This is a genomic window from Streptococcus infantis, assembly GCF_047460875.1.
Taxonomy (GTDB): domain Bacteria; phylum Bacillota; class Bacilli; order Lactobacillales; family Streptococcaceae; genus Streptococcus; species Streptococcus infantis_AA.
The window spans coordinates 14,456-37,045 of record NZ_JASHFI010000012.1 but is presented as its reverse complement, the minus strand read 5'-3'; the positions used below and the strand labels follow the sequence as shown (position 1 = coordinate 37,045).

Here is a 22,590-nt window from a genome sequence, read left to right as displayed (position 1 = left end):
CATGATTAACTGGAAAGTACGTTTTAACTTAAAAAACAAAACATTTTTATTGCGAGTAGCATTCGCATTAGCTTTGCCAATTCTCGCATATTTCAATCTAAAACTAGAAGACCTAGTTAGCTGGGGAGTCATTTTAGACTTGCTTGGTAAATTCTTTGCGAACCCTTATCTTGTGGGATTGACAATTGTAAATATCCTAAATATCATTCCAGACCCAACAACTGCAGGAATTTCTGATAGCAAACGTGCTCTTGACTATCAAGAGCCAAGCGAGGATTAGGAGGGAAAAATGAAGAAAAACGACTTATTCATCGACGTATCCAGTCATAATGGATACGATATTACAGGTATTTTGGAGGATATGGGTACACAAAATACCATCATAAAGGTTTCAGAGAGTACAAACTACCTAAACCCTTGCCTGTCTGCTCAAGTTGAGCAATCCAATCCTGTTGGATTCTATCATTTTGCTTGGTTTGGTGGTGACATTGAAGAAGCCGAGCGAGAGGCACGCTACTTCCTTGATAATGTGCCTCAAAAAGTAAAATACTTGTGCCTCGACTACGAAGATCATGCAAGCGGAGATAAACAGGCAAATACAGATGCATGTATTCGCTTTATGGAAATCCTCAAAGAAAATGGCTACGAGCCAATCTATTACAGCTACAAGCCATTCACGCTCAATAATATCTATTATGAGCAGATTCTTGCGAAATTCCCAAACAGCCTTTGGATTGCCGGGTATGGTTTAAACGATGGTAACGCTGACTTTGAATATTTTCCGAGCATGGACGGAATCCGTTTGTGGCAATACTCTTCAAATCCGTACGACAAGAACATTGTTTTACTAGATGACGAGGAATCTAAGCCCAAATGGAAAAAGAATGATACTGGATGGTGGTATGAATACCCCAATGGTGCTTATCCAAAAGAGGAGTGGGAAAAGATTGATGGTATCTGGTACTACTTCGACGAGAGAGGTTATTCAATAGCTTCTCGCTGGTTGAAAGATGATGGTAAATGGTATTATCTCAAAGACAACGGCGCAATGGCCGTTGGTTGGGTTCTTGTGAATGGAAAATGGTACTATCTTGATGCTTCAGGAGCAATGGTCACTGGCTGGGTTCAATACAAGGACAAACTATACCATCTCAAAGAAGAGAACGGCGAAATGTCTTCAAAAGAACTTGTTAAAGTTGAAGGTGGCTGGTACTACGTCAACGAAGATGGCAGCCGCTCAGATAAACCAGCGCTTGATGTATTACCTGACGGACTAATTGTTACTACAAAATAAAGAAAGGAGAATCTTTCTTCTTAACGACCCGCAGGCTCAGGCTTGCGGGCTTTTTTTGTTTTATAAGGGGCAAAAAAGGGGCAAAAATGTCGTAAATGTCTGTAAAACGATGTAAAAAGTCAACTTTGCTCTCGCTTTAAAGCTCTAAATTTCAATGTATTGTGAAACAGTGTAAATTATCGTATCGCCTATAACTGTTGTGTGCTCTTTTTTCGTGCTTTTTTCGAATAAATAAGATAAAATAGCCTAGAATGAAAGATTAAAAAGAGGGAAAATATGAAAATTCGTGGTTTTGAATTAGTTTCTAGTTTTACAGATGAGAGTTTGCTACCCAAGCGTGAGACAGCACATGCAGCTGGTTACGACTTAAAGGTTGCTATGCGCACAGTTATTGCTCCAGGAGAGATTGTCTTGGTTCCGACAGGGGTCAAGGCTTATATGCAACCGACAGAAGTGCTTTATCTCTATGATCGTTCTTCAAACCCTCGTAAGAAGGGCCTGGTTTTAATTAACTCAGTTGGGGTTATTGATGGGGATTATTATGGAAATCCTGGAAATGAAGGGCATATTTTTGCGCAGATGAAGAATATCACAGACCAAGAGGTTGTTCTTGAAGTTGGGGAACGTGTAGTTCAGGCTGTTTTTGCACCATTTTTAATCGCAGATGGAGATGAGGCAGACGGCGTGCGAACTGGTGGATTTGGATCAACTGGGCACTAAGATGAAGATTATCTTTGTACGTCACGGGGAGCCAGATTACCGTGAGTTAGAGGAGCGTTCTTATACGGGATTTGGGATAGATTTGGCATCCTTGTCTGAGAAGGGACGGCACCAAGCCCAGGAACTTAGAAAAAATCTTTTGCTCTCTTCAGCAGAAATAATCGTATCTTCTGCAGTCACAAGAGCTTTAGAGACTGCTAGCTATGTGGCTTGTGCTACTGGACTTCCTTTGAGAGTGGAGCCATTATTGCATGAATGGCAGGTCTATGAAAGTGGCGTAGAGAATTTTGAAAAAGCTCGTACTCTGTTTCTAGGAAATAATGGATCCTTACCTCCTAATAGTCCTATTCAATATGAGACAGCTGAGGAAATGAGGTCTCGGTTTCTAGAATCTATGGGCAAGTATCGAGACTATCAGACAGTCGTTGTTGTCACTCATCGAATGCTCATGCGGCAATTTGTACCAGACGAGAAGATTGATTTTTGCCAAGTGATTGAGTGTGAGATAGAGATTTAGAAAGAGGTTTATTATCGCAAAGAAAAAGGCGACATTTGTGTGTCAAAATTGTGAATATAATTCACCCAAGTATTTAGGACGGTGTCCAAACTGTGGGTCTTGGTCTTCTTTTGTTGAGGAAGTTGAGGTTGCAGAGGTCAAGAATGCGCGTGTATCCTTGACAGGGGAGAAAACCAAGCCTATGAAACTGGCTGAAGTGACCTCCATCAATGTCAATCGAACCAAGACAGAGATGGAGGAGTTCAACCGTGTGCTTGGAGGCGGAGTGGTACCAGGAAGTCTTGTCCTTATCGGTGGGGATCCAGGGATTGGGAAATCAACTCTGCTCTTACAAGTCTCAACCCAGCTGTCTCAAGTAGGGACAGTTCTCTATGTCAGTGGGGAGGAGTCTGCCCAGCAAATCAAACTCCGTGCAGAGCGTTTAGGTGATATTGATAGCGAGTTTTATCTCTATGCAGAGACCAATATGCAGAGCGTACGGGCAGAAATAGAGAGAATTCAGCCAGATTTTCTCATCATCGACTCTATCCAGACCATCATGTCTCCTGAGATTTCTGGAGTTCAAGGTTCTGTGTCTCAGGTGCGTGAGGTGACTGCAGAACTCATGCAGCTGGCCAAAACCAATAACATTGCTATCTTTATTGTCGGGCATGTGACCAAGGAAGGAACCTTGGCGGGTCCTCGTATGTTGGAGCATATGGTGGATACGGTGCTTTACTTTGAAGGGGAGCGCCACCATACCTTCCGTATCTTGAGAGCAGTCAAAAACCGTTTTGGTTCCACTAATGAGATTGGAATCTTTGAGATGCAGTCGGGTGGACTGGTTGAGGTGCTCAATCCTAGTCAAGTTTTCCTAGAAGAACGTTTAGATGGAGCAACTGGTTCGTCAATCGTTGTGACCATGGAAGGAACCCGTCCTATTCTTGCGGAGGTTCAGGCCTTGGTGACACCGACCATGTTTGGAAATGCCAAGCGGACTACAACAGGCCTTGATTTCAATCGTGCTAGCTTGATTATGGCTGTTTTGGAGAAACGGGCAGGTTTGCTTCTCCAAAATCAGGATGCTTATCTCAAATCTGCTGGTGGTGTCAAATTGGATGAGCCTGCTATTGATTTGGCAGTTGCGGTTGCTATAGCTTCGAGCTATAAGGACAAGCCAACCAATCCTCAGGAATGTTTTGTAGGAGAATTAGGTTTGACTGGAGAAATTCGGCGCGTGAATCGTATCGAGCAGCGCATCAATGAAGCTGCCAAACTTGGATTTACAAAAATCTATGTACCGAAAAATTCCTTGACAGGTATTAAGCCACCTAAGGAAATTCAGGTTATTGGGGTGACGACTATTCAGGAAGTCTTGAAAAAAGTATTCTCCTAATAGTTATGGTCAGCTTTAGATGACTATTTATTTTATTGCTAACATTTATTAAAACAAGGAGGAATTTCTTATGAAATTTTCTATGGATAGTCAAATGCAATTTCCTTTGGTAGAGTTATCGCTCAACCAAGGAGAAACAGTCTTTATCCAGCGCGGTAGCATGGTTTACCACACACCTAATGTCAGCCTCAATACCCAACTTAATGCGAGTGGTTCTGGTTTGGGGCGTTTTGTCAAAGCTGTGGGACGCTCTATGGTTTCTGGTGAAAGTACCTTCATTACTCAAGCTATTGCAGAGTCTGACAACGGACATCTTGCTTTAGCACCAGATACTCCTGGTCAAGTGATTGCTCTTGAACTAGGTGAAAAGCAATATCGATTGAATGATGGTGCTTTTCTAGCTCTTGATGGGACGGCTTCCTATACTATGGAGAGTCAGTCTATTGGTAAAGCTCTGTTCGGAGGTCAAGGTGGTCTTTTTGTGATGACTACCCAAGGCCAGGGAACTCTCTTGGCCAATGCTTTTGGCTCTATTAAGAAAATTGAGCTACAAAACCAAGAAATAACTATTGACAATGCCCATGTGGTGGCTTGGAGTCAATCTTTGGACTATCATATTCACTTAGAAAATGGCTTCTGGCAATCTATTGGTACGGGTGAAGGAGTGGTTAACACCTTCCGAGGTACTGGTGAAGTCTATGTACAAAGTCTCAATCTTCAGAGCTTTGCAGGATCGCTCAATAAGTATATCCAAAAAGGATCATAAACATAAAACTAGGACAGAAGCCCAAGCTAGAAGCTGGATGTCTCTGTCCTAGTTTTTGTATATGAAGGTTGACAACTGACAAGACAAAAAAAAGATGGTAAGATAGGAGATAAATAATTTGGTGTTCAAATTATTTGGTAGACTAGAAAGTGAGTTGTCATGTCCTATTTTGAAAATTTTTTAAAAGCCAATCAAGCCTATGTAGAACTGCATGGAGATCTTCATTTATCGATCAAACCAAAGACCAAGGTTGCAATCGTAACTTGTATGGACTCGCGTTTACACGTTGCGCCAGCTCTTGGGTTGGCTCTGGGAGATGCTCATATTTTGCGGAATGCTGGAGGGAGAGTGACAGATGATATGATTCGCTCGCTTGTGATTTCCCAGCAACAAATGGGGACAAGGGAAATTGTGGTGCTCCATCATACAGACTGTGGTGCACAGACATTTGAAAATGGTCCTTTTCAGGAGTATTTGAAAAAAGAACTAGGAGTGGATGTTTCTGACAAGGACTTTTTGCCTTTTCAAGACATTGATGAAAGTGTTCGTGAGGATATGAGATTGCTACAGGAATCTCCTCTAATCCCAGATGATGTTGTTATTTCAGGTGCGGTTTACGATGTGGATACAGGAAGGATGACAGTCGTAAAACTGTAAGGATTAAATGTAGAAAGATAGTCTATGAAGAAAAATATTATTTTATTTGTTTTTATTGTATTAGTGTGTATTGGTTTACAGTATGAGACCAAGTATTTTACAGATGGATCGATGTCTGGAACGGAATATGGAGTGATGGGACTTTCCATCTTTCTAGCACTCTTTTATATGATTCCAGCTGTTTATCTCCTATACCGTATTGGACATAAATTGGAAACATCAAGAAAGGCTATAACTTTGTCCTTATTGGGTGGGCTATTTATTTCGGGTTGGTTATCTAGTTTTGCCAATACCTATATACATAATTTACTAACCGATCTTTTCCCAGACAGTTCTTTTTTGAATGCCTTGGAAAATGCCATTGTCGCTCCTCTTGTAGAGGAACCTTTAAAATTACTACCTCTTGCCTTTGTTTTGTATTTGATTCCAATTAAAAAATTGAAACCAATCTTTTTACTAGGGATTGCTTCAGGTTTAGGGTTTCAAATGATTGAGGATATCAGCTATATTCGCTCGGATTTACCAGAGGGCTTGGATTATACAATTTCTCGGATTTTAGAGCGAATAACATCTGCTCTTGCCTCGCATTGGACTTTTTCAGGACTTGCCATACTAGGTCTTTACTTGCTTTACAGGGCTTATAAAGGTCAGAAGGCGGTGATGAAGTCTGGTTTGATCTATCTTGGTTTGGCTTTTGGAACACACTTTTTATTCAACTCACCTATTGTAGAGTTGGAGACAGAGTTGCCCCTTGCTTTTCCTCTTGTAACAGCTATTACTCTTTATAGCTTTTATCAGGCTTTCCAGTTTGTTGAGAAGTACAAGGACGCGATGATAAAAGAGATTTCTTAAAAGATTATAACAAGAGTATAAATGTTTGCTCTTGTTTTATTTTTGATTGAAAAATAGAGAAAAAAGCGCTACAATGGTAGTTGGAAAATATTGTGAAAAACACAAGTGATACATAAATACCGGAGGGAATCATGTCTTTTTCTGATTTAAAGCTCTTTGCCCTTTCTTCAAATAGAGAATTGGCAGAGCGTGTGGCGCAAGAGATTGGGATTGAATTGGGGAAATCAAGCGTTCGCCAATTTTCAGATGGGGAAATTCAAGTTAATATCGAAGAGTCTATTCGTGGGAGACACGTCTTTATCCTGCAATCAACAAGCTCACCTGTTAATGACAACTTGCTTGAAATTTTGATTATGGTAGATGCTTTGAAGCGTGCCAGTGCAGAATCTGTCAACGTTGTTATGCCTTACTACGGTTATGCACGTCAGGATAGAAAAGCGCGCGCGCGTGAGCCAATCACTGCAAAACTCGTTGCAAACATGCTAGAAGTTGCTGGGGTAGATCGTTTGTTGACGATTGACTTACACGCAGCACAGATTCAAGGTTTCTTTGATATTCCAGTGGATCACTTGATGGGTGCTCCTTTGATTGCGGACTACTTTGAGCGTCGCGGTATGGTCGGTTCAGACTACGTGGTTGTCAGTCCAGACCACGGAGGAGTAACACGTGCCCGTAAATTAGCCGAGTTTTTGAAAACTTCTATTGCGATTATCGATAAACGTCGTAGCGTAGATAAGATGAATACCAGTGAGGTTATGAACATCATCGGTAAGGTAGAAGGAAAAACTTGTATTTTGATTGATGACATGATTGACACAGCTGGTACAATCTGTCATGCTGCTGATGCTTTGGCTGAAGCAGGAGCAGTTGAGGTATATGCAAGCTGTACGCACCCAGTACTGTCAGGGCCTGCTATGGATAATATCCAAAAATCAGCGATTAAAAAATTAGTTGTTTTGGATACCATCTACTTACCAGAAGAGCGTTTGATTGATAAGATTGAGCAAATCTCTATTGCTCACCTTCTTGCGGATGCTATCGTACGTATCCACGAAAAACGTCCACTTTCTCCCTTGTTTAGTATTGAGAAAAAAATCTAATTCATTCGTTAAATAAAACAAAACTCCTAACCAGGTGCAGTTCAAAGTTGCTTTGTTAGGAGTTTTTTGGTAGCAAAAATATGCAAGCCTTTTCAAAATATGCTATACTAAATGAAAAAGGAGGATTTCTATGAGTCAAGAATTTATCAATCCAAGCGATGGAGTGGTCCGTCACTATCTAGCAACTAGTAAAATAATTGCCGTAGTGGGTTTATCTGATCGTGAGGAAACAACTAGCAATCGAGTGACTAAGGAAATGCAGGCTCGTGGCTATAAGATTATTCCTGTTAATCCCAAGGCTGCAGGTGGTGAAATCTTGGGAGAAAAGGCTTATGCCAGCCTAGCTGAGATTCCTTTTCCTGTAGATATTGTCAACGTATATCGTCGTAGTGAATTTTTACCGGATGTAGCGCGTGATTTTCTCAAAGCGGATGCCAAGATTTTTTGGGCGCAACTAGGGCTTGAAAATCCAGAAGCGGAAGAAATCTTGCGTGATGGAGGATGCGATGATATCGTGATGAATCGTTGCATAAAGAGAGAACATACGCGTTTAATTCTTGAACAATAAAAGAGAGTGGGACAGAAATCGGTAATTCGTTAGAATTCGATTTCGTCGTCCCACCTCCGCACAGTTGAGTAGGGCTGTAAAAGCTGATGAAATCAGCGTAGTAGAGCCCACTCAACCACTGCGTCTTGCTTGAAAATCCAACATCAAAAAGAGGGCTAGGACTTTTGTCCCAGCCTCTTTGTCTTATAAAATACCGATGAGTGTTTGCATACCAAGACTAGTCAGGATGATAGCAATCCAGCAGAGAGCCCCAAGAAGAATGGATTTACCACTAGACTTAATCATAGCTACAAGATTGGTTTTTAGACCGATAGCACTCATGGCCATGATGATGAGGAATTTGGAGAGTTGCTTGAGAGGTGCAAAGAAGTGACTGCTGACACCGAAGGAAGTAAGGATGGTGGTTAGCAGAGAAGCTAGGATGAAGTAGAGAATGAAAACGGGGAAGATTTTTTTAAGCTTCACTCCTTGGTTGTTGCCTTGTTGACGACTTTGCCAATAGGAGAGGAAGAGAGTAATAGGGATAATAGCCAGGGTGCGTGTCAGTTTGACAATAGTAGCAGACTCGAGAGTGTTTGTATTGTAAAGACTATCCCAGGCGCTAGCAGTGGCCGTTACTGAGGAAGTATCGTTGACTGCAGTACCCGCAAAGAGAGCAAAACCTTCGTTGGAAAGATGGAGCCAAGAACCTAGAGTTGGAAAGATAAGAGCTGCCAAGACATTGAAGAAAAAGATAACAGAAATAGCTTGGGCCACTTCTTTTTCCTTGGCGTGAATAACAGGAGCAGTCGCTGCAATGGCAGAACCACCACAGATAGAAGATCCAACTCCAATCAAGGTAGCTAGCTTTGTATCAAGGTTAAAAAATCGTTGGAAAAAGAAAGCTATAATCAAGGCGATAGAAATGGTTGAGAGGATAACAGGGAGGGAAGATTTTCCAACTGCGAAAACTTGTGAGATATTGAGTCCAAACCCAAGCAAAATAACAGCATATTGGAGCAGTTTTTTGGAGCTATAAGTCAAGCCGGCTTCCAGTTGTGTATAGGAAGTGATAAAAGGATGGAGAATCATTCCGATAAAAATGGCGAAAACAGGTGCTCCCACAACAGGCAGAAAGCCTCCTAAAACCCAAGAGATGATAGATATAATAAGACAGGCTAACAGTCCTGCCCAATTCTTTGATAGAAATGGCATAAAAACCTCCGAAAATAAGCACTTCTTATTATAATCTTGTCTGTCAGAAAAGTAAAATAGAAAGTAGGAATAAAGTTGTAAATTAACGGAATTTTGCGGTCAGAGAGCTTTTGTAGTATAATAGACATATGTTCTTTTATCAAGGAGGGTATCTATGGACTTAACCAAACGCTTTAATAAACAATTAGATAAGATACAAGTTTCCTTGATTCGTCAGTTTGACCAAGCTATTTCAGAGATTCCTGGAGTCCTGCGGTTGACCTTGGGAGAACCTGACTTTACAACGCCAGATCATGTCAAGGAGGCTGCAAAGCGAGCCATCGACCAAGACCAATCCTACTATACAGGGATGAGTGGTTTATTGGCCTTGCGCCAGGCAGCTAGTGATTTTGTAAAAGAAAAATATCAGTTGGACTACAATCCTGAAAATGAAATCTTAGTTACAATTGGTGCGACAGAAGCTTTATCAGCTACTTTGACAGCCATTTTGGAGGAAGGAGACAAGGTTCTCTTGCCAGCTCCTGCCTATCCAGGCTATGAGCCTATTGTCAATCTAGTTGGTGCAGAGATTGTTGAGATTGACACGACTGAGAATGGTTTTGTCTTAACTCCTGAAATGCTAGAGAAGGCAATTTTGGAGCAGGGTGACAAGCTCAAAGCAGTCATTCTTAATTATCCAGCTAACCCTACAGGAATTACTTATAGTCGCGAGCAATTAGAAGCCTTGGCAGCTGTTTTACGTAAGTATGAGATTTTTGTAGTCTGTGATGAAGTCTACTCAGAATTGACCTACACAGGGGAAAATCATGTATCGCTGGGTACTATGCTGAGAGATCAGGCCATTATCATCAATGGTCTATCCAAATCCCATGCCATGACCGGTTGGCGTTTAGGCTTTATTTTTGCACCAGCAAACTTTACGGCTCAACTCATCAAGAGCCATCAGTACTTGGTCACTGCCGCAAACACCATGGCGCAACATGCGGCGGTAGAAGCCTTAACAGTTGGTAAGAACGATGCAGAACCGATGAAGAAGGAATATATCCAACGACGGGACTACATTATTGAGAAGATGACTGATCTTGGTTTTGAAATCATCAAGCCAGACGGTGCTTTTTATATCTTTGCTAAGATTCCAGCAGGCTATGATCAAAATTCCTTTGCTTTTCTGAAGGATTTTGCCCAGAAGAAGGCTGTCGCCTTCATCCCAGGTGCTGCTTTTGGTCAGTATGGAGAAGGCTATGTTCGCCTATCATATGCAGCTAGCATGGGAACCATCAGAGAAGCTATGAAACGACTTGAGGAGTACATGAGAGAAGCATGATTCAATCTATCACAAGTCAAGGTTTAGTGCTCTACAACCGAAACTTTCGAGAGGATGATAAGCTTGTTAAAATCTTTACAGAGCAGGCAGGCAAGCGCATGTTTTTTGTGAAACACGCTGGGCAATCCAAACTGGCTCCTGTTATTCAGCCCTTGGTGCTAGCTCGTTTTCTCTTGCGCATCAATGATGATGGACTCAGTTATATAGAAGATTATCATGAGGTGATGACCTTTCCAAGGATCAATAGTGATCTCTTTACCATGGCTTATGCGACCTATGTGGCAGCCTTGGCTGATGCGAGTTTGCAGGATAATCAGCAGGACGCTCCCTTATTTGCTTTTTTGCAGAAGACATTAGAGCTGATGGAAGAGGGCTTAGATTATCAGATTTTGACTAATATTTTTGAAATTCAGATTTTGACACGGTTTGGGATTGGTCTTAATTTTAATGAGTGTGTCTTTTGCCATCGGGTTGGCCAGGCTTTTGACTTTTCTTTCAAATATGGAGCCTGTCTTTGCCCAGAGCATTATCATGAGGATGAGAAACGATGTCATCTGAATCCCAATATCCCTTATCTGCTCAATCAATTTCAAGCCATTGATTTTGATACTCTGGAGACTATTTCTCTCAAGTCAGAAATCAAGCAAGACTTGCGCAAGTTTATGGACCAGATTTACGAAGAGTACGTCGGGATTCACCTAAAATCAAAGAAATTTATTGATTCCCTAGCCGATTGGGGACAATTACTAAAAGAGGAAGACAAATGAAAAAAATCGCAGTAGATGCAATGGGTGGCGATTATGCACCTCAAGCTATTGTAGAGGGGGTCAATCAAGCCCTTGCTGACTTTTCAGATATTGAGATTCAACTTTACGGAGATGAAAGCAAAATCAAGCAATATCTAACAGCTACAGAGCGCGTTAGTATTATCCATACTGATGAAAAAATCGATTCAGACGATGAGCCTACAAGAGCCATCCGTAAGAAGAAAAATGCCAGTATGGTCTTGGCGGCTAAGGCTGTCAAAGATGGAGAGGCAGATGCAGTTCTTTCTGCAGGAAATACAGGTGCTTTGCTTGCGGCCGGATTTTTCATCGTAGGTCGTATCAAGAATATCGATCGACCTGGGCTTATGTCAACCTTACCAACAGTTGATGGGAAAGGTTTTGATATGCTAGATCTCGGTGCCAATGCAGAAAACACAGCCCATCACCTTCATCAATATGCCATCCTAGGTTCTTTCTACGCTAAAAATGTTCGTGGAATTGCAAAACCACGAGTTGGTCTGCTTAATAACGGGACCGAGAGCAGCAAGGGAGATCCACTCCGCAAGGGAACTTATGACTTGCTAGCAGCTGATGAGAGTTTGAACTTTATCGGTAATGTGGAAGCACGTGACTTGATGGATGGCGTTGCTGATGTAGTCGTAACAGATGGTTTCACGGGAAACGCTGTGCTCAAATCCATTGAAGGTACAGCCATGGGAATCATGGGCTTACTAAAAAATACCATTACAGGTGGCGGTTTGCGAGCTAAATTAGGTGCTCTTCTTCTTAAGGATAGTCTTAGAGGTTTGAAAAAGCAACTCAACTATTCTGACGTTGGGGGTGCAGTCTTATTTGGTGTCAAGGCGCCCGTTGTCAAGACTCATGGCTCAAGTGATGCCAAGGCTGTGTACAGTACGATTCGTCAGATTCGTACCATGCTAGAAACAGACGTAGTTGCTCAAACTGCGCGTGAATTTTCAGGAGAATAATATATATGACAGAAAAAGAAATTTTTGACCGTATCGTGACCATCATCCAAGAACGTCAAGGAGAAGACTTTGTAGTCACAGAGGCCTTGAGCTTGAAGGATGATTTGGATGCTGATTCGGTAGATTTGATGGAATTTGTTCTAACCGTTGAGGATGAATTTGGAATCGAAATCAGTGATGAAGAAATCGATCACCTCCAAAGTGTGGCGGATGTATTAAAGGTCATTAAAGATAAAATCTAACATAAAGCAACATGCAAGTCATGTTGTTTTTTTGTTTTTCGAAAAAGATAAGATTTTGAAATTTTATAGTTGAGTTTACGAATAAAGAGATAAGAACAAAAAAGGAGAATTACTGATGTATGTGACAGGTCTTTATCCATGGTTAATTAAGTGGTTTTTAAAATAAATTTGATTTAGTTGTTTATTTTAAAATGATTTCTCGAATAGATAAGTAAGAAGAAAAGGAAAGGAGTCTAATCAATATATTTACCAATTTTACTTCCATGGTTTATCAAATTGTATTTTAAATAAATTAAATTTATTTATTCATTTTAAAATAATTTCTCGAATAGATAAGTGAGAAGAAGAGGAAGGAGATTAGAAATGATTATTTCAGTTATTTATCCAATTTGGCTTTTAAAATGGTTTAAAGGTTAGAAATCACAAATATAAAAATAAAGGAGAAAACAAATGACAAACTTTGATAAAATGGAACAGAACTTTGCAGCTCTTACGGAAGAAGAGCTGACGGAAGTGGATGGGGGGTCAGTTACCGCTGTAGTTGTAGGAGGTGTCTTACTAATTGGTGGTATTGCTTGGGGCTATTTTATGTAATAATAAGGAGAGAAAAAATGAATTTAAATAAATGGACAGAATTGACAGAAGAAGAATTGATGAATACAGAAGGTGGATCAATTACCTTAGCCACGGTTGGTGCAGGAGTGGCAATTTTCCTTGGTGGTCGATTAATTGGTCAAGATTTAAAACGTAAATTTGGATAAAAGTGGACTTGTATGAAAAATCTAAAAAATATAATGGGAGCAATTTTAATTATTTTTGGAGTATTTTGCGTGTTGGGGGATTTAAATGTAATCACCTTTAATGTTGAAAAATATTTCCAAACAGAATTATTTGTTCCGATGCTTATTTTGATGATGAGTTATTTAGATTCAGGTAAAGACAAGGTTTAAAGAGAACTATTATTAGTATGTGGCAAATGCTATAGAATAATCATCTTTTAGTTGTTATCAATGAAATAAGAACTAAAAAAATGGAGAAATAAATGAATATCTCAGAAGAATGTGCGGCTATAATTATATCAGCCTCAGGAATAGTAGGACTTTTGGTTGGAGTAGCTATTGGATTAGCTAGTATTATTTAAAAAGGAGTAGATGAAAGATGAAGAAACTGGATGAAAAATTTGCTATTATGACAGAGGAAGACTTGGCTGTAACTAAGGGAGGTTTCATTGTTACTACTTCTACAGCAGTAGCTTGGGGTGTTTTAGGAGTCGTTACCTATATGTATGGGCGTCATTTGAGAAGTAGACGTTAATTTAAAAATTTGTGGCAAATCGTAAAAAAATTGAAAAAGATAAGAAATATTAATCATTATATTTTCTAGGTAGGACCTTTGTTCTACCTATTTTCTTTGTCCAAAAGGTACATTTGATGTGTCTATTTTCATCGTTTATAGTTTATTTGGAATTTTACATGTATTTTTTGATAAAATGTGATAAAATAGGTGTAGAAATTAGGAAAGTTGAAGAAAAGAAATGAAGAAGATTTTAGGATATTTTTTAGTATTTGTTTTTCTATTTTTAATGAATATTTTCATCTTTAGGATACTAGCAACTCTGGGATTTCAGCTGACAATGAGTGAAAAAAGTTATCTTGTACCACCCTTGTTTTCATTTATAGTTTTGTATATGATTGACAAAAGAATTAGGAAGAAAAAGAAATCTTTATAAATATATATTTTAGGTAGGACGTTTGTTCTACCTATTTTTATGTAGGAAAAAGTGCTGTTCAGGTGCGGATATTGTTTTTTTAGAAATAATTTTCTTTTTGCTTCTTTGTTTGGATAAAATAATCTTACAAAGTTTTCTTTGGAGATTGTTAGGAAAAGGAGTAGGATATGAAATTTAGTAAACGGCATTATCGTCCTCAGGTGGATCAGATGGACTGCGGTGTGGCTGCATTGGCTATGGTTTTTGGCTACTATGGTAGCTATTATTCATTGGCTCACTTGCGAGAATTAGCCAAGACGACCATGGATGGGACGACGGCTTTGGGCTTGGTCAAGGTAGCAGAGGAGATTGGTTTTGAGACACGAGCTATCAAGGCGGATATGACGCTCTTTGACTTGCCAGATTTGACCTTTCCTTTTGTTGCCCATGTGCTTAAGGAAGGGAAATTGCTCCATTATTATGTGGTGACTGGGCAGGACAAGAACAACATTCATATTGCTGATCCAGATCCTAGTGTTAAGCTGACCAAGATTTCTCGTGAGCGCTTTGCCAAGGAGTGGACAGGAATCACTATTTTTATGGCACCATCTCCGACTTATAAGCCTCATAAGGAACAAAAAAATGGTCTGCTTTCCTTTATCCCTATATTAGTGAAACAGCGAGGTTTGATTGTTAATATCGTTTTGGCGACCCTCTTGGTGACCTTGATTAACATTGTGGGTTCTTATTACCTTCAGTCAATCATTGACACTTATGTGCCAGATCAGATGCGTTCAACCTTGGGAATTATTTCGATAGGGCTAGTCATCGTTTATATTCTCCAGCAAATCTTGTCCTACGCTCAGGAGTATCTCTTGCTTATTTTGGGGCAACGCTTGTCGATTGACGTGATTTTGTCCTATATCAAGCATGTTTTTCATCTGCCTATGTCCTTCTTTGCGACACGCAGGACAGGGGAAATCGTATCTCGTTTCACGGATGCTAACAGTATTATCGATGCGCTGGCTTCGACCATCCTTTCGATTTTCCTAGATGTGTCAACGGTTGTCATGATTTCCCTTGTTTTATTTTCACAAAATACCAATCTCTTTTTCATGACTTTATTGGCACTTCCTATCTATACAGTGATTATCTTTGCCTTTATGAAGCCCTTTGAAAAGATGAATCGGGATACCATGGAAGCTAATGCAGTCCTGTCTTCTTCTATCATTGAGGACATCAACGGTATTGAGACTATCAAGTCCTTGACCAGTGAGAGTCAGCGTTACCAAAAAATTGACAAGGAATTTGTGGATTATCTGAAGAAATCCTTTACCTATAGTCGGGCAGAGAGTCGGCAAAAGGCTCTGAAAAAAGTTGCTCATCTCTTGCTCAATGTCGTCATTCTCTGGATGGGGGCTCTCCTAGTCATGGATAATAAGATGAGTTTGGGCCAGTTGATTACCTATAATACCTTGCTTGTTTACTTTACCAATCCATTGGAAAATATCATCAATCTGCAAACCAAGCTTCAGACAGCGCAGGTTGCCAATAACCGTCTCAATGAAGTTTATCTGGTTGCATCTGAGTTTGAGGAAAAGAAAACAGTCTCAGATTTGAGCTTGCTAGAAGGAGATATGGATTTCAAGCAGGTTCACTACAAATATGGCTATGGTCGAGATGTCTTGTCGGACATCAATCTAACCATTCCACAAGGCTCTAAAGTGGCTTTTGTAGGGATTTCAGGATCGGGTAAGACGACCTTGGCTAAGATGATGGTTAATTTTTACGATCCTAGTCAGGGGGAGATTAGTCTGGGAGGTGTCAATCTTAATCAGATTGATAAAAAGGCTCTGCGCCAGTATATCAACTACCTGCCTCAGCAACCCTATGTTTTCAATGGGACGATTTTGGAGAATCTTCTCCTTGGAGCTAAGGAGGGGACGACCCAGGAGGATATTTTGAGAGCAGTAGAGTTGGCTGAGATTCGGGAGGATATCGAGCGGATGCCACTGAATTACCAGACAGAATTGACTTCGGATGGAGCGGGCATTTCAGGTGGTCAACGTCAGAGAATTGCTCTGGCGCGTGCTCTCTTGACCGATGCGCCTGTCTTGATCTTGGATGAGGCGACTAGCAGTCTAGATATTTTGACCGAGAAGCGAATTGTCGATAATCTCATGGCTTTGGATAAGACCTTGATTTTCATTGCTCACCGCTTGACCATTGCTGAGCGGACAGAGAAGGTTGTCGTTTTGGATCAGGGCAAGATTGTCGAAGAGGGTACACATATGGATTTACTGGCTCAGGGTGGATTTTACGCCCATCTAGTGAATAGTTAGAGAGGAAAAAAGATGCAATCAGAATTTTTAGAAAGTGCGGAGTTTTATAATCGTCGTTACCATAATTTTTCTAGTTATGTGATTTTTCCAAGTTTTATCTTGTTTTTGTTCCTAATCGTTTTTTCAATCTTTGCACAAAAGGAGATAAGCTTGACAGCTGGAGCTACGGTAGAACCTGCTCGTATCATTGCCACCATTCAGTCTAGCAGTAATAGCAAGATTGTGGCTAATCATTTGGCTGAAAATAAGTTTGTCAAACAAGGAGATCTTCTCGTTCAATACCAAGAGGGGGTAGAAGCGGTTCAGGCAGAAAATTATGCTAGTCAGTTGGAAATGCTCAAGGATCAGAAGCTTCAACTGGAGTATTTAAAAGCAAGTCTTCAAGCAGGAAGTGATCAATTTCCAGAAACAGACAAATTTGGTTATCAGCATAGTTTTTTAGATTATCTGAATCAGGCTGCTAGTCTGCGGAGTCAGGTTGAGCAACAAAATGCTAGTATATCATCTCAAAATGCAGCAGCCAGTGGTAGTCAGGCAGAGTTAGGCAATCTCATCGGTGAAACCCAGTCCAAAATTAAAGAATATCAGCAAGCCAAATCCGCTATTCAGGGTGATGGACACTTAGAGAGTGATCATCCAGCTTATGCGATTTATCAGTCAACAAAAGAGCAGGGATCAGAAGCCAAACAGCAGGCCTTATCTCAGCTAGATGCTCAAATCACTCAGCTGGAGTCAACTCTTGCAGGTTATCGAGTACAGTATGCAGGTTCAGGAGCCCAACAAGCTTATGCATCTGGATTAGGAAGTCAGTTGGAATCATTAAAATCTCAGCAACTAGCCAAGGTAGGCCAGGAATTAACGCTCTTGGATCAGAAAATTCTTGAAGCGGAGTCGGGTAAAAAGATTCAAGGAAATCTTTTAGAGAAGGGGAAGATTACAGCAACAGAAGATGGTGTTCTACATTTGAATCCTGAGCATAGTCGATCTACCATCATTCCAGAAGGAACTATCCTTGCTCATCTTTTTCCCCAGTTGGCTAAAGAGAGGAAGGCAAAACTAACAGCTTATATCAGTTCTAAGGAAGTGGCTGGTCTCAAGCATGGAAATGAGATACGATTTACAACGGTAACGGATGCCAATAAGCAGCTAGTGTTGACATCCAAGATTACCAATATCGATACCAGTGCGACTCAGACAGAAAAGGGCAATTTCTTTAAATTAGAGGCAGATACGGATTTGAATGCTGAACAAGCAGAAAAACTTCGTTATGGACTTGAAGGTCGTTTGACTATGATTACAGGTAGGAAGAGTTTTTTACGCTACTATCTTGATCGTTTTTTGAAACAAGAATAAAGTTCTCATTTTAACTCAAATCAATCTTAGAAAATCGCAAATGAAAAATCATTTGCGATTTTTCTGTACTTTTTCAGATATGACATCAAATATAGTTCGTGAAATATTTGATTTTTAGTGTCTGTTGTGTTAGAATGATGTAAAGTAATGCGAAAGGCGAACAAGAAAATGTCCAGTAAACTTATTTATACGGGAAAAGCTAAAGATATCTATACTACAGAAGACGAAAATGTGATTAAGTCGGTCTACAAGGACCAGGCAACCATGTTGAATGGAGCTCGCAAAGAGACCATCGAAGGTAAAGGTGTGCTAAATAATCAGATTTCGTCTCTTATTTTTGAAAGATTAAATGCGGCTGGTGTGGCGACACACTTTATCGAACGTATTTCTGACACAGAACAACTCAATAAGAAGGTGACCATCATTCCTTTGGAGGTTGTTCTTCGTAACGTGACTGCAGGTTCTTTCTCAAAACGTTTTGGCGTGGAAGAAGGTTTGGACTTAGAAACTCCAATCGTTGAATTTTACTACAAAAATGATGAGTTGGATGATCCATTTATCAATGATGAGCATGTGAAGTTCTTGGATATTGCCAATGATGAGCAAATTGCTTATATCAAGGAAGAAACGCGTCGTATCAATGAATTGCTGAAAGATTGGTTTGCACAAATTGGTCTTCGATTGATTGACTTCAAATTGGAATTTGGTTTTGATAAGGATGGCAAGATCATCTTAGCTGATGAATTCTCACCAGATAACTGTCGCCTTTGGGATGCGGAAGGGCACCATATGGACAAGGATGTTTTCCGTAGAGATTTGGGCAGTCTAACGGATGTTTATAAGGTCGTGTTAGAAAAATTGCAGGGATTGAAGTAACCTGTTTGAAACGAAAAATCTTCGTCTTCCAAGTAAAAGGACTCAGGATGAAAAGGTCTACTAGACCTTTTCACTCCGTAGAGATTTGGGCAGTTTAACGGATGTGTACAAGGTTGTGTTGGAGAAATTGCAGGGCTTGAAGTAATCATTTTGGAACGGAACCCCTTCGTCTTCGATAACCTATTTGAATAGAAATAAAGGAACTAAAATGGATAAACGTATTTTCGTTGAGAAAAAAGCTGATTTTCGTGTGAAATCTCAGTCTTTAGTAAAAGAATTAAAGCATAATCTTCAGTTGAAAACTTTGAATGATCTTCGTATTGTTCAGGTTTATGATGTCTTTAATTTGGCAGAGGACTTGTTTGCGCGTGCGGAAAAACACATCTTCTCTGAGCAAGTGACCGATACTGTTTTGGATGAAGCTACGGTTAAGGCTGATCTTGAGAAAGTTGCTTTCTTTGCTATCGAAAGCTTACCTGGTCAATTTGACCAACGCGCGGCATCTTCACAAGAAGCTTTGCTGTTGCTTGGTAGTTCAAATGATGTAACGGTGAACACAGCACAACTTTACTTGGTTAACAAGGATATTGATGCGAATGAGTTGGAAGCTGTCAAAAACTATCTCTTGAACCCAGTGGATTCTCGTTTCAAAGATATCACTGTTGGTATTGCGAAACAGGATTTCTCTGAGTCTGACAAGACCATTCCAAGCTTGGATTTCTTTGAAACTTATACGGCAGAAGATTTTGCACAGTATAAGGCTGAGCAAGGCTTGGCCATGGAAGTGGATGACCTTCTCTTCATTCAAGATTACTTTAAGTCCATTGGACGTGTACCAACTGAGACGGAGCTTAAGGTTTTGGATACTTATTGGTCTGACCACTGCCGTCACACAACTTTCGAGACGGAGTTGAAGAATATCGACTTCTCAGCTTCAAAATTCCAAAAACAATTGCAAGCGACTTACGACAAGTATATTGCCATGCGTGATGAGTTGGGACGTACAGAAAAACCTCAAACCTTGATGGATATGGCGACTATTTTTGGTCGTTATGAGCGTGCCAATGGTCGTTTGGATGACATGGAAGTATCTGATGAAATCAATGCCTGCTCAGTTGAAATTGAAGTGGATGTCAATGGTGTCAAGGAACCCTGGCTTCTCATGTTCAAGAACGAAACCCATAACCACCCAACGGAAATCGAACCATTTGGTGGAGCGGCTACTTGTATCGGTGGTGCCATTCGTGACCCATTGTCAGGTCGTTCCTATGTTTATCAAGCCATGCGTATCTCAGGTGCTGGTGATATCACGGCTCCAATTTCAGCGACTCGTGCTGGTAAATTGCCACAACAAGTGATTTCTAAAACAGCGGCTCACGGTTATTCTTCATATGGGAACCAAATTGGTCTTGCAACAACTTATGTTCGTGAATACTTCCACCCAGGTTTCGTTGCTAAGCGTATGGAGCTAGGTGCAGTTGTCGGTGCGGCTCCTAAGGAAAATGTTGTCCGTGAAAAGCCTGAAGCTGGCGATGTGATTATCTTGCTCGGTGGTAAGACTGGACGTGACGGTGTCGGTGGTGCGACAGGTTCTTCTAAGGTTCAAACCGTTGAATCTGTTGAAACAGCTGGTGCTGAGGTCCAAAAAGGGAATGCCATCGAAGAACGTAAGATTCAACGTCTTTTCCGTAATGGAGATGTGACTCGTCTGATCAAGAAATCAAATGACTTTGGTGCTGGTGGTGTCTGTGTGGCTATCGGTGAATTGGCAGATGGTCTTGAAATTGATCTAGATAAAGTGCCATTGAAATACCAAGGTTTGAACGGTACCGAAATTGCCATCTCTGAATCTCAGGAACGGATGGCTGTAGTGGTTCGTCCAGAAGATGTAGACGCCTTCGTTGCAGCATGTAACAAAGAAAATATTGATGCTGTTGTCGTAGCGACAGTAACTGAAAAACCAAACCTTGTCATGCACTGGAATGGTGAAACCATCGTTGATTTGGAACGTCGTTTCCTTGATACAAACGGTGTACGTGTGGTTGTAGATGCTAAGGTGGTTGACAAGGATGTCAAGCTTCCAGAAGAACGTCAAACATCTGCTGAAACCCTTGAAGCGGATACTCTTGAAGTCTTGGCTGACCTTAACCATGCCAGTCAAAAAGGGTTACAAACCATCTTTGATAGCTCAGTTGGACGTTCAACAGTCAATCACCCACTTGGTGGTCGCTATCAAATCACACCAACGGAAGCTTCTGTACAGAAATTGCCAGTCCAACATGGCGTGACTACAACTGCTTCTGTCATGGCGCAAGGATTCAACCCTTATGTAGCAGAATGGTCTCCATATCATGGTGCGGCTTATGCGGTCATCGAAGTAACTGCTCGTTTGGTTGCTGCTGGTGCCAACTGGTCTAAGGCTCGTTTCTCTTATCAAGAATACTTCGAGCGTATGGATAAACAAGCAGAGCGTTTTGGTCAACCAGTAGCTGCTCTTCTTGGATCAATCGAAGCTCAGATTCAACTTGGTTTGCCATCTATCGGTGGTAAAGACTCTATGTCTGGTACCTTTGAAGAATTGACAGTACCACCAACCTTGGTTGCTTTTGGTGTTACAACTGCAGATAGTCGTAAGGTTCTTTCTCCAGAATTTAAAGCTGCTGGTGAAAATATTTACTACATTCCTGGTCAAGCTTTGGCACAAGAAATTGATTTCGATCTTATTAAATCTAACTTTACTCAATTTGAAGCTCTTCAAAAGGCTCACAAAGTGACATCTGCATCAGCTGTTAAATACGGCGGTGTGGTTGAAAGTTTAGCACTTGCTACTTTTGGAAATCATATCGGTTCAGAGGTAACCTTGTCTGAACTTGAAAGTTCTTTGACAGCTCAATTGGGAGGATTCGTTTTTACATCTCCGGAAGAAATTGCTGGTGTTGCCAAGATCGGACAAACAGCAACGGACTTTACACTGGTTGTCAATGGTGTAACCCTTGATGGACACAAACTTGACAGTGCCTTCCAAGGTAAATTGGAAGAGGTTTACCCAACAGAATTTGCGCAAGCAAAAGAATTGGAAGAAGTGCCTGCTGTAGCATCAGATGCTGTCATCAAAGCTAAAGAAACGGTTGATACACCGGTGGTTTACATCCCAGTATTCCCAGGTACTAACTCTGAGTACGATTCAGCTAAGGCCTTTGAAAAAGAAGGTGCAAAAGTCAACTTGGTACCATTTGTCACACTTAATGAAGAAGCGATTGTCAAATCTGTTGACACCATGGTTGACAACATTGAAAAAGCCAACATTATCTTCTTTGTAGGTGGTTTCTCAGCAGCGGATGAACCAGATGGATCAGCTAAATTTATCGTCAACATCTTGCTCAATGAAAAAGTACGTGTAGCCATTGATGGCTTCATTGAACGAGGTGGTTTGATCATCGGTATTTGTAACGGGTTCCAAGCTCTTGTCAAATCAGGCCTTCTTCCATACGGTAACTTTGAAGATGCAAGCAGCACGAGTCCAACCCTCTTCTACAATGATGCCAATCAACACGTGGCTAAGATGGTTGAAACACGAATTGCCAACACGAACTCACCATGGCTTGCTGGAGTAGAAGTTGGTGACATCCATGCCATCCCAGTATCACACGGTGAAGGTAAATTTGTCGTAACAGCTGAGGAATTCGCAGAGCTTCGTGACAATGGTCAAATCTTTACCCAATACGTTGACTTTGATGGTAAACCAAGCATGGATTCTAAATACAATCCAAATGGTTCTGTTAATGCGATCGAAGGTATTACAAGTAAGAACGGTCAAATTATTGGGAAGATGGGGCACTCAGAACGTTTCGAAGACGGTCTCTTCCAAAATATTCCAGGAAATAAAGACCAACACCTCTTTGCGTCAGCGGTGAAATACTTTACTGGAAAATAAAAGGTATATAAA

General features: G+C 40.7%; 24 protein-coding genes. 23 read left to right on the top strand and 1 reads right to left on the bottom strand.

The annotated features are described in order from the left end of the window. Window position 1: 1 nt before the first annotated feature. The 10 genes from QM887_RS08295 to QM887_RS08250 all read left to right on the top strand — a co-directional run bounded on the left by QM887_RS08295 (window position 2) and on the right by QM887_RS08250 (window position 7,849). Window positions 2–280: a phage holin gene (locus tag QM887_RS08295; protein WP_015997072.1), complete on the top strand. Its 279-nt coding sequence runs from the start codon at window positions 2–4 to the stop codon at window positions 278–280. Window positions 281–289: 9 nt separating this feature from the next. Further along, on the top strand, window positions 290–1,294 hold the full coding sequence (locus QM887_RS08290; RefSeq protein ID WP_414271251.1) for a GH25 family lysozyme: 1,005 nt from the start codon (window positions 290–292) through the stop codon (window positions 1,292–1,294). Between the two features lie 276 nt (window positions 1,295–1,570). Then, complete coding sequence (locus tag QM887_RS08285; RefSeq protein ID WP_414271250.1) at window positions 1,571–2,014, top strand: dUTP diphosphatase; 444 nt, start codon at window positions 1,571–1,573, stop codon at window positions 2,012–2,014. Further along, window positions 1,965–2,531 (top strand): histidine phosphatase family protein, encoded by a 567-nt coding sequence (locus tag QM887_RS08280; RefSeq protein ID WP_414271249.1) that lies wholly within the window; start codon window positions 1,965–1,967, stop codon window positions 2,529–2,531. Before QM887_RS08285 ends, QM887_RS08280 begins: the two co-directional genes overlap by 50 nt. 13 nt (window positions 2,532–2,544) lie before the next feature. Next, window positions 2,545–3,906: a DNA repair protein RadA gene (radA, locus tag QM887_RS08275; protein ID WP_414271265.1), complete on the top strand. Its 1,362-nt coding sequence runs from the start codon at window positions 2,545–2,547 to the stop codon at window positions 3,904–3,906. A 70-nt stretch (window positions 3,907–3,976) separates the two neighbouring features. After that, window positions 3,977–4,672, top strand: a complete 696-nt coding sequence (locus tag QM887_RS08270; RefSeq protein ID WP_049530057.1) for a TIGR00266 family protein — start codon at window positions 3,977–3,979, stop codon at window positions 4,670–4,672. Between the two features lie 159 nt (window positions 4,673–4,831). Beyond that, window positions 4,832–5,329, top strand: coding sequence for a beta-class carbonic anhydrase (locus QM887_RS08265; RefSeq protein WP_414271248.1), 498 nt, complete (start codon window positions 4,832–4,834; stop codon window positions 5,327–5,329). Between the two features lie 24 nt (window positions 5,330–5,353). Next, window positions 5,354–6,181: a PrsW family glutamic-type intramembrane protease gene (locus QM887_RS08260; RefSeq protein ID WP_414271247.1), complete on the top strand. Its 828-nt coding sequence runs from the start codon at window positions 5,354–5,356 to the stop codon at window positions 6,179–6,181. Between the two features lie 131 nt (window positions 6,182–6,312). Then, window positions 6,313–7,281, top strand: coding sequence for a ribose-phosphate diphosphokinase (locus QM887_RS08255; protein WP_075229719.1), 969 nt, complete (start codon window positions 6,313–6,315; stop codon window positions 7,279–7,281). Between the two features lie 130 nt (window positions 7,282–7,411). After that, entirely contained in the window at window positions 7,412–7,849 is a 438-nt protein-coding gene (locus QM887_RS08250) for a CoA-binding protein (protein WP_414271246.1), read from the top strand. 183 nt (window positions 7,850–8,032) lie between these two features. Here the strand turns inward: QM887_RS08250 and QM887_RS08245 are convergent, their stop codons facing one another. Next, complete coding sequence (locus QM887_RS08245; RefSeq protein WP_414271245.1) at window positions 8,033–9,043, bottom strand: YeiH family protein; 1,011 nt, start codon at window positions 9,041–9,043, stop codon at window positions 8,033–8,035. 154 nt (window positions 9,044–9,197) lie between these two features. Here QM887_RS08245 and QM887_RS08240 point away from each other — a divergent pair, with 154 nt between their 5' ends. The 13 genes from QM887_RS08240 (at window position 9,198) to QM887_RS08180 (ending at window position 22,578) form a co-directional block, all read left to right on the top strand. Further along, window positions 9,198–10,367 carry a pyridoxal phosphate-dependent aminotransferase gene (locus QM887_RS08240; protein WP_414271244.1) on the top strand — a complete coding sequence of 390 codons (1,170 nt, stop codon included), beginning with the start codon at window positions 9,198–9,200 and terminating at the stop codon, window positions 10,365–10,367. Then, window positions 10,364–11,134, top strand: a complete 771-nt coding sequence (gene recO / locus QM887_RS08235; RefSeq protein ID WP_414271243.1) for a DNA repair protein RecO — start codon at window positions 10,364–10,366, stop codon at window positions 11,132–11,134. The genes QM887_RS08240 and recO overlap by 4 nt, the downstream gene beginning before the upstream one ends. Continuing rightward, window positions 11,131–12,123 (top strand): phosphate acyltransferase PlsX, encoded by a 993-nt coding sequence (gene plsX, locus QM887_RS08230; RefSeq protein ID WP_414271242.1) that lies wholly within the window; start codon window positions 11,131–11,133, stop codon window positions 12,121–12,123. Before recO ends, plsX begins: the two co-directional genes overlap by 4 nt. A gap of 5 nt (window positions 12,124–12,128) precedes the next feature. Next, window positions 12,129–12,365, top strand: coding sequence for an acyl carrier protein (locus QM887_RS08225; protein WP_414271241.1), 237 nt, complete (start codon window positions 12,129–12,131; stop codon window positions 12,363–12,365). Window positions 12,366–12,815: 450 nt separating this feature from the next. Then, complete coding sequence (locus tag QM887_RS08220; RefSeq protein ID WP_414271240.1) at window positions 12,816–12,959, top strand: class IIb bacteriocin, lactobin A/cerein 7B family; 144 nt, start codon at window positions 12,816–12,818, stop codon at window positions 12,957–12,959. A 17-nt stretch (window positions 12,960–12,976) separates the two neighbouring features. Further along, complete coding sequence (locus QM887_RS08215; RefSeq protein WP_075229711.1) at window positions 12,977–13,126, top strand: class IIb bacteriocin, lactobin A/cerein 7B family; 150 nt, start codon at window positions 12,977–12,979, stop codon at window positions 13,124–13,126. A 12-nt stretch (window positions 13,127–13,138) separates the two neighbouring features. Then, complete coding sequence (locus QM887_RS08210; RefSeq protein ID WP_248034521.1) at window positions 13,139–13,315, top strand: hypothetical protein; 177 nt, start codon at window positions 13,139–13,141, stop codon at window positions 13,313–13,315. A gap of 208 nt (window positions 13,316–13,523) precedes the next feature. Then, window positions 13,524–13,679 (top strand): hypothetical protein, encoded by a 156-nt coding sequence (locus QM887_RS08205; RefSeq protein ID WP_248034520.1) that lies wholly within the window; start codon window positions 13,524–13,526, stop codon window positions 13,677–13,679. 220 nt (window positions 13,680–13,899) lie between these two features. After that, window positions 13,900–14,094 carry a hypothetical protein gene (locus QM887_RS08200; RefSeq protein ID WP_248034519.1) on the top strand — a complete coding sequence of 65 codons (195 nt, stop codon included), beginning with the start codon at window positions 13,900–13,902 and terminating at the stop codon, window positions 14,092–14,094. Window positions 14,095–14,261: 167 nt separating this feature from the next. Next, window positions 14,262–16,415, top strand: coding sequence for a peptide cleavage/export ABC transporter (gene comA, locus QM887_RS08195; RefSeq protein WP_248034518.1), 2,154 nt, complete (start codon window positions 14,262–14,264; stop codon window positions 16,413–16,415). Window positions 16,416–16,427: 12 nt separating this feature from the next. Beyond that, window positions 16,428–17,768, top strand: coding sequence for a bacteriocin secretion accessory protein (locus QM887_RS08190; RefSeq protein WP_414271239.1), 1,341 nt, complete (start codon window positions 16,428–16,430; stop codon window positions 17,766–17,768). 168 nt (window positions 17,769–17,936) lie between these two features. Beyond that, on the top strand, window positions 17,937–18,644 hold the full coding sequence (purC, locus tag QM887_RS08185; protein ID WP_414271238.1) for a phosphoribosylaminoimidazolesuccinocarboxamide synthase: 708 nt from the start codon (window positions 17,937–17,939) through the stop codon (window positions 18,642–18,644). Window positions 18,645–18,852: 208 nt separating this feature from the next. Continuing rightward, a complete protein-coding gene (locus QM887_RS08180) occupies window positions 18,853–22,578 on the top strand; it encodes a phosphoribosylformylglycinamidine synthase (protein ID WP_414271237.1) in 3,726 nt (1,241 codons plus the stop codon). The last annotated feature ends 12 nt before the right edge of the window (window positions 22,579–22,590 follow it).

Excerpts from the sequence above, each read along its gene's own strand:
- QM887_RS08295 (WP_015997072.1), top strand. The coding sequence starts at position 2 with ATGATTAACTGGAAAGTACGTTTTAACTTAAAAAACAAAACATTTTTA.
- QM887_RS08290 (WP_414271251.1), top strand. The coding sequence starts at position 290 with ATGAAGAAAAACGACTTATTCATCGACGTATCCAGTCATAATGGATAC.
- QM887_RS08285 (WP_414271250.1), top strand. The coding sequence starts at position 1,571 with ATGAAAATTCGTGGTTTTGAATTAGTTTCTAGTTTTACAGATGAGAGT.
- QM887_RS08280 (WP_414271249.1), top strand. The coding sequence starts at position 1,965 with ATGAGGCAGACGGCGTGCGAACTGGTGGATTTGGATCAACTGGGCACT.
- QM887_RS08270 (WP_049530057.1), top strand. The coding sequence starts at position 3,977 with ATGAAATTTTCTATGGATAGTCAAATGCAATTTCCTTTGGTAGAGTTA.
- QM887_RS08265 (WP_414271248.1), top strand. The coding sequence starts at position 4,832 with ATGTCCTATTTTGAAAATTTTTTAAAAGCCAATCAAGCCTATGTAGAA.
- QM887_RS08260 (WP_414271247.1), top strand. The coding sequence starts at position 5,354 with ATGAAGAAAAATATTATTTTATTTGTTTTTATTGTATTAGTGTGTATT.
- QM887_RS08255 (WP_075229719.1), top strand. The coding sequence starts at position 6,313 with ATGTCTTTTTCTGATTTAAAGCTCTTTGCCCTTTCTTCAAATAGAGAA.
- QM887_RS08250 (WP_414271246.1), top strand. The coding sequence starts at position 7,412 with ATGAGTCAAGAATTTATCAATCCAAGCGATGGAGTGGTCCGTCACTAT.
- QM887_RS08245 (WP_414271245.1), bottom strand. The coding sequence starts at position 9,043 with ATGCCATTTCTATCAAAGAATTGGGCAGGACTGTTAGCCTGTCTTATT.
- QM887_RS08240 (WP_414271244.1), top strand. The coding sequence starts at position 9,198 with ATGGACTTAACCAAACGCTTTAATAAACAATTAGATAAGATACAAGTT.
- recO (WP_414271243.1), top strand. The coding sequence starts at position 10,364 with ATGATTCAATCTATCACAAGTCAAGGTTTAGTGCTCTACAACCGAAAC.
- plsX (WP_414271242.1), top strand. The coding sequence starts at position 11,131 with ATGAAAAAAATCGCAGTAGATGCAATGGGTGGCGATTATGCACCTCAA.
- QM887_RS08225 (WP_414271241.1), top strand. The coding sequence starts at position 12,129 with ATGACAGAAAAAGAAATTTTTGACCGTATCGTGACCATCATCCAAGAA.
- QM887_RS08220 (WP_414271240.1), top strand. The coding sequence starts at position 12,816 with ATGACAAACTTTGATAAAATGGAACAGAACTTTGCAGCTCTTACGGAA.
- QM887_RS08215 (WP_075229711.1), top strand. The coding sequence starts at position 12,977 with ATGAATTTAAATAAATGGACAGAATTGACAGAAGAAGAATTGATGAAT.
- QM887_RS08210 (WP_248034521.1), top strand. The coding sequence starts at position 13,139 with ATGAAAAATCTAAAAAATATAATGGGAGCAATTTTAATTATTTTTGGA.
- QM887_RS08205 (WP_248034520.1), top strand. The coding sequence starts at position 13,524 with ATGAAGAAACTGGATGAAAAATTTGCTATTATGACAGAGGAAGACTTG.
- QM887_RS08200 (WP_248034519.1), top strand. The coding sequence starts at position 13,900 with ATGAAGAAGATTTTAGGATATTTTTTAGTATTTGTTTTTCTATTTTTA.
- comA (WP_248034518.1), top strand. The coding sequence starts at position 14,262 with ATGAAATTTAGTAAACGGCATTATCGTCCTCAGGTGGATCAGATGGAC.
- QM887_RS08190 (WP_414271239.1), top strand. The coding sequence starts at position 16,428 with ATGCAATCAGAATTTTTAGAAAGTGCGGAGTTTTATAATCGTCGTTAC.
- purC (WP_414271238.1), top strand. The coding sequence starts at position 17,937 with ATGTCCAGTAAACTTATTTATACGGGAAAAGCTAAAGATATCTATACT.
- QM887_RS08180 (WP_414271237.1), top strand. The coding sequence starts at position 18,853 with ATGGATAAACGTATTTTCGTTGAGAAAAAAGCTGATTTTCGTGTGAAA.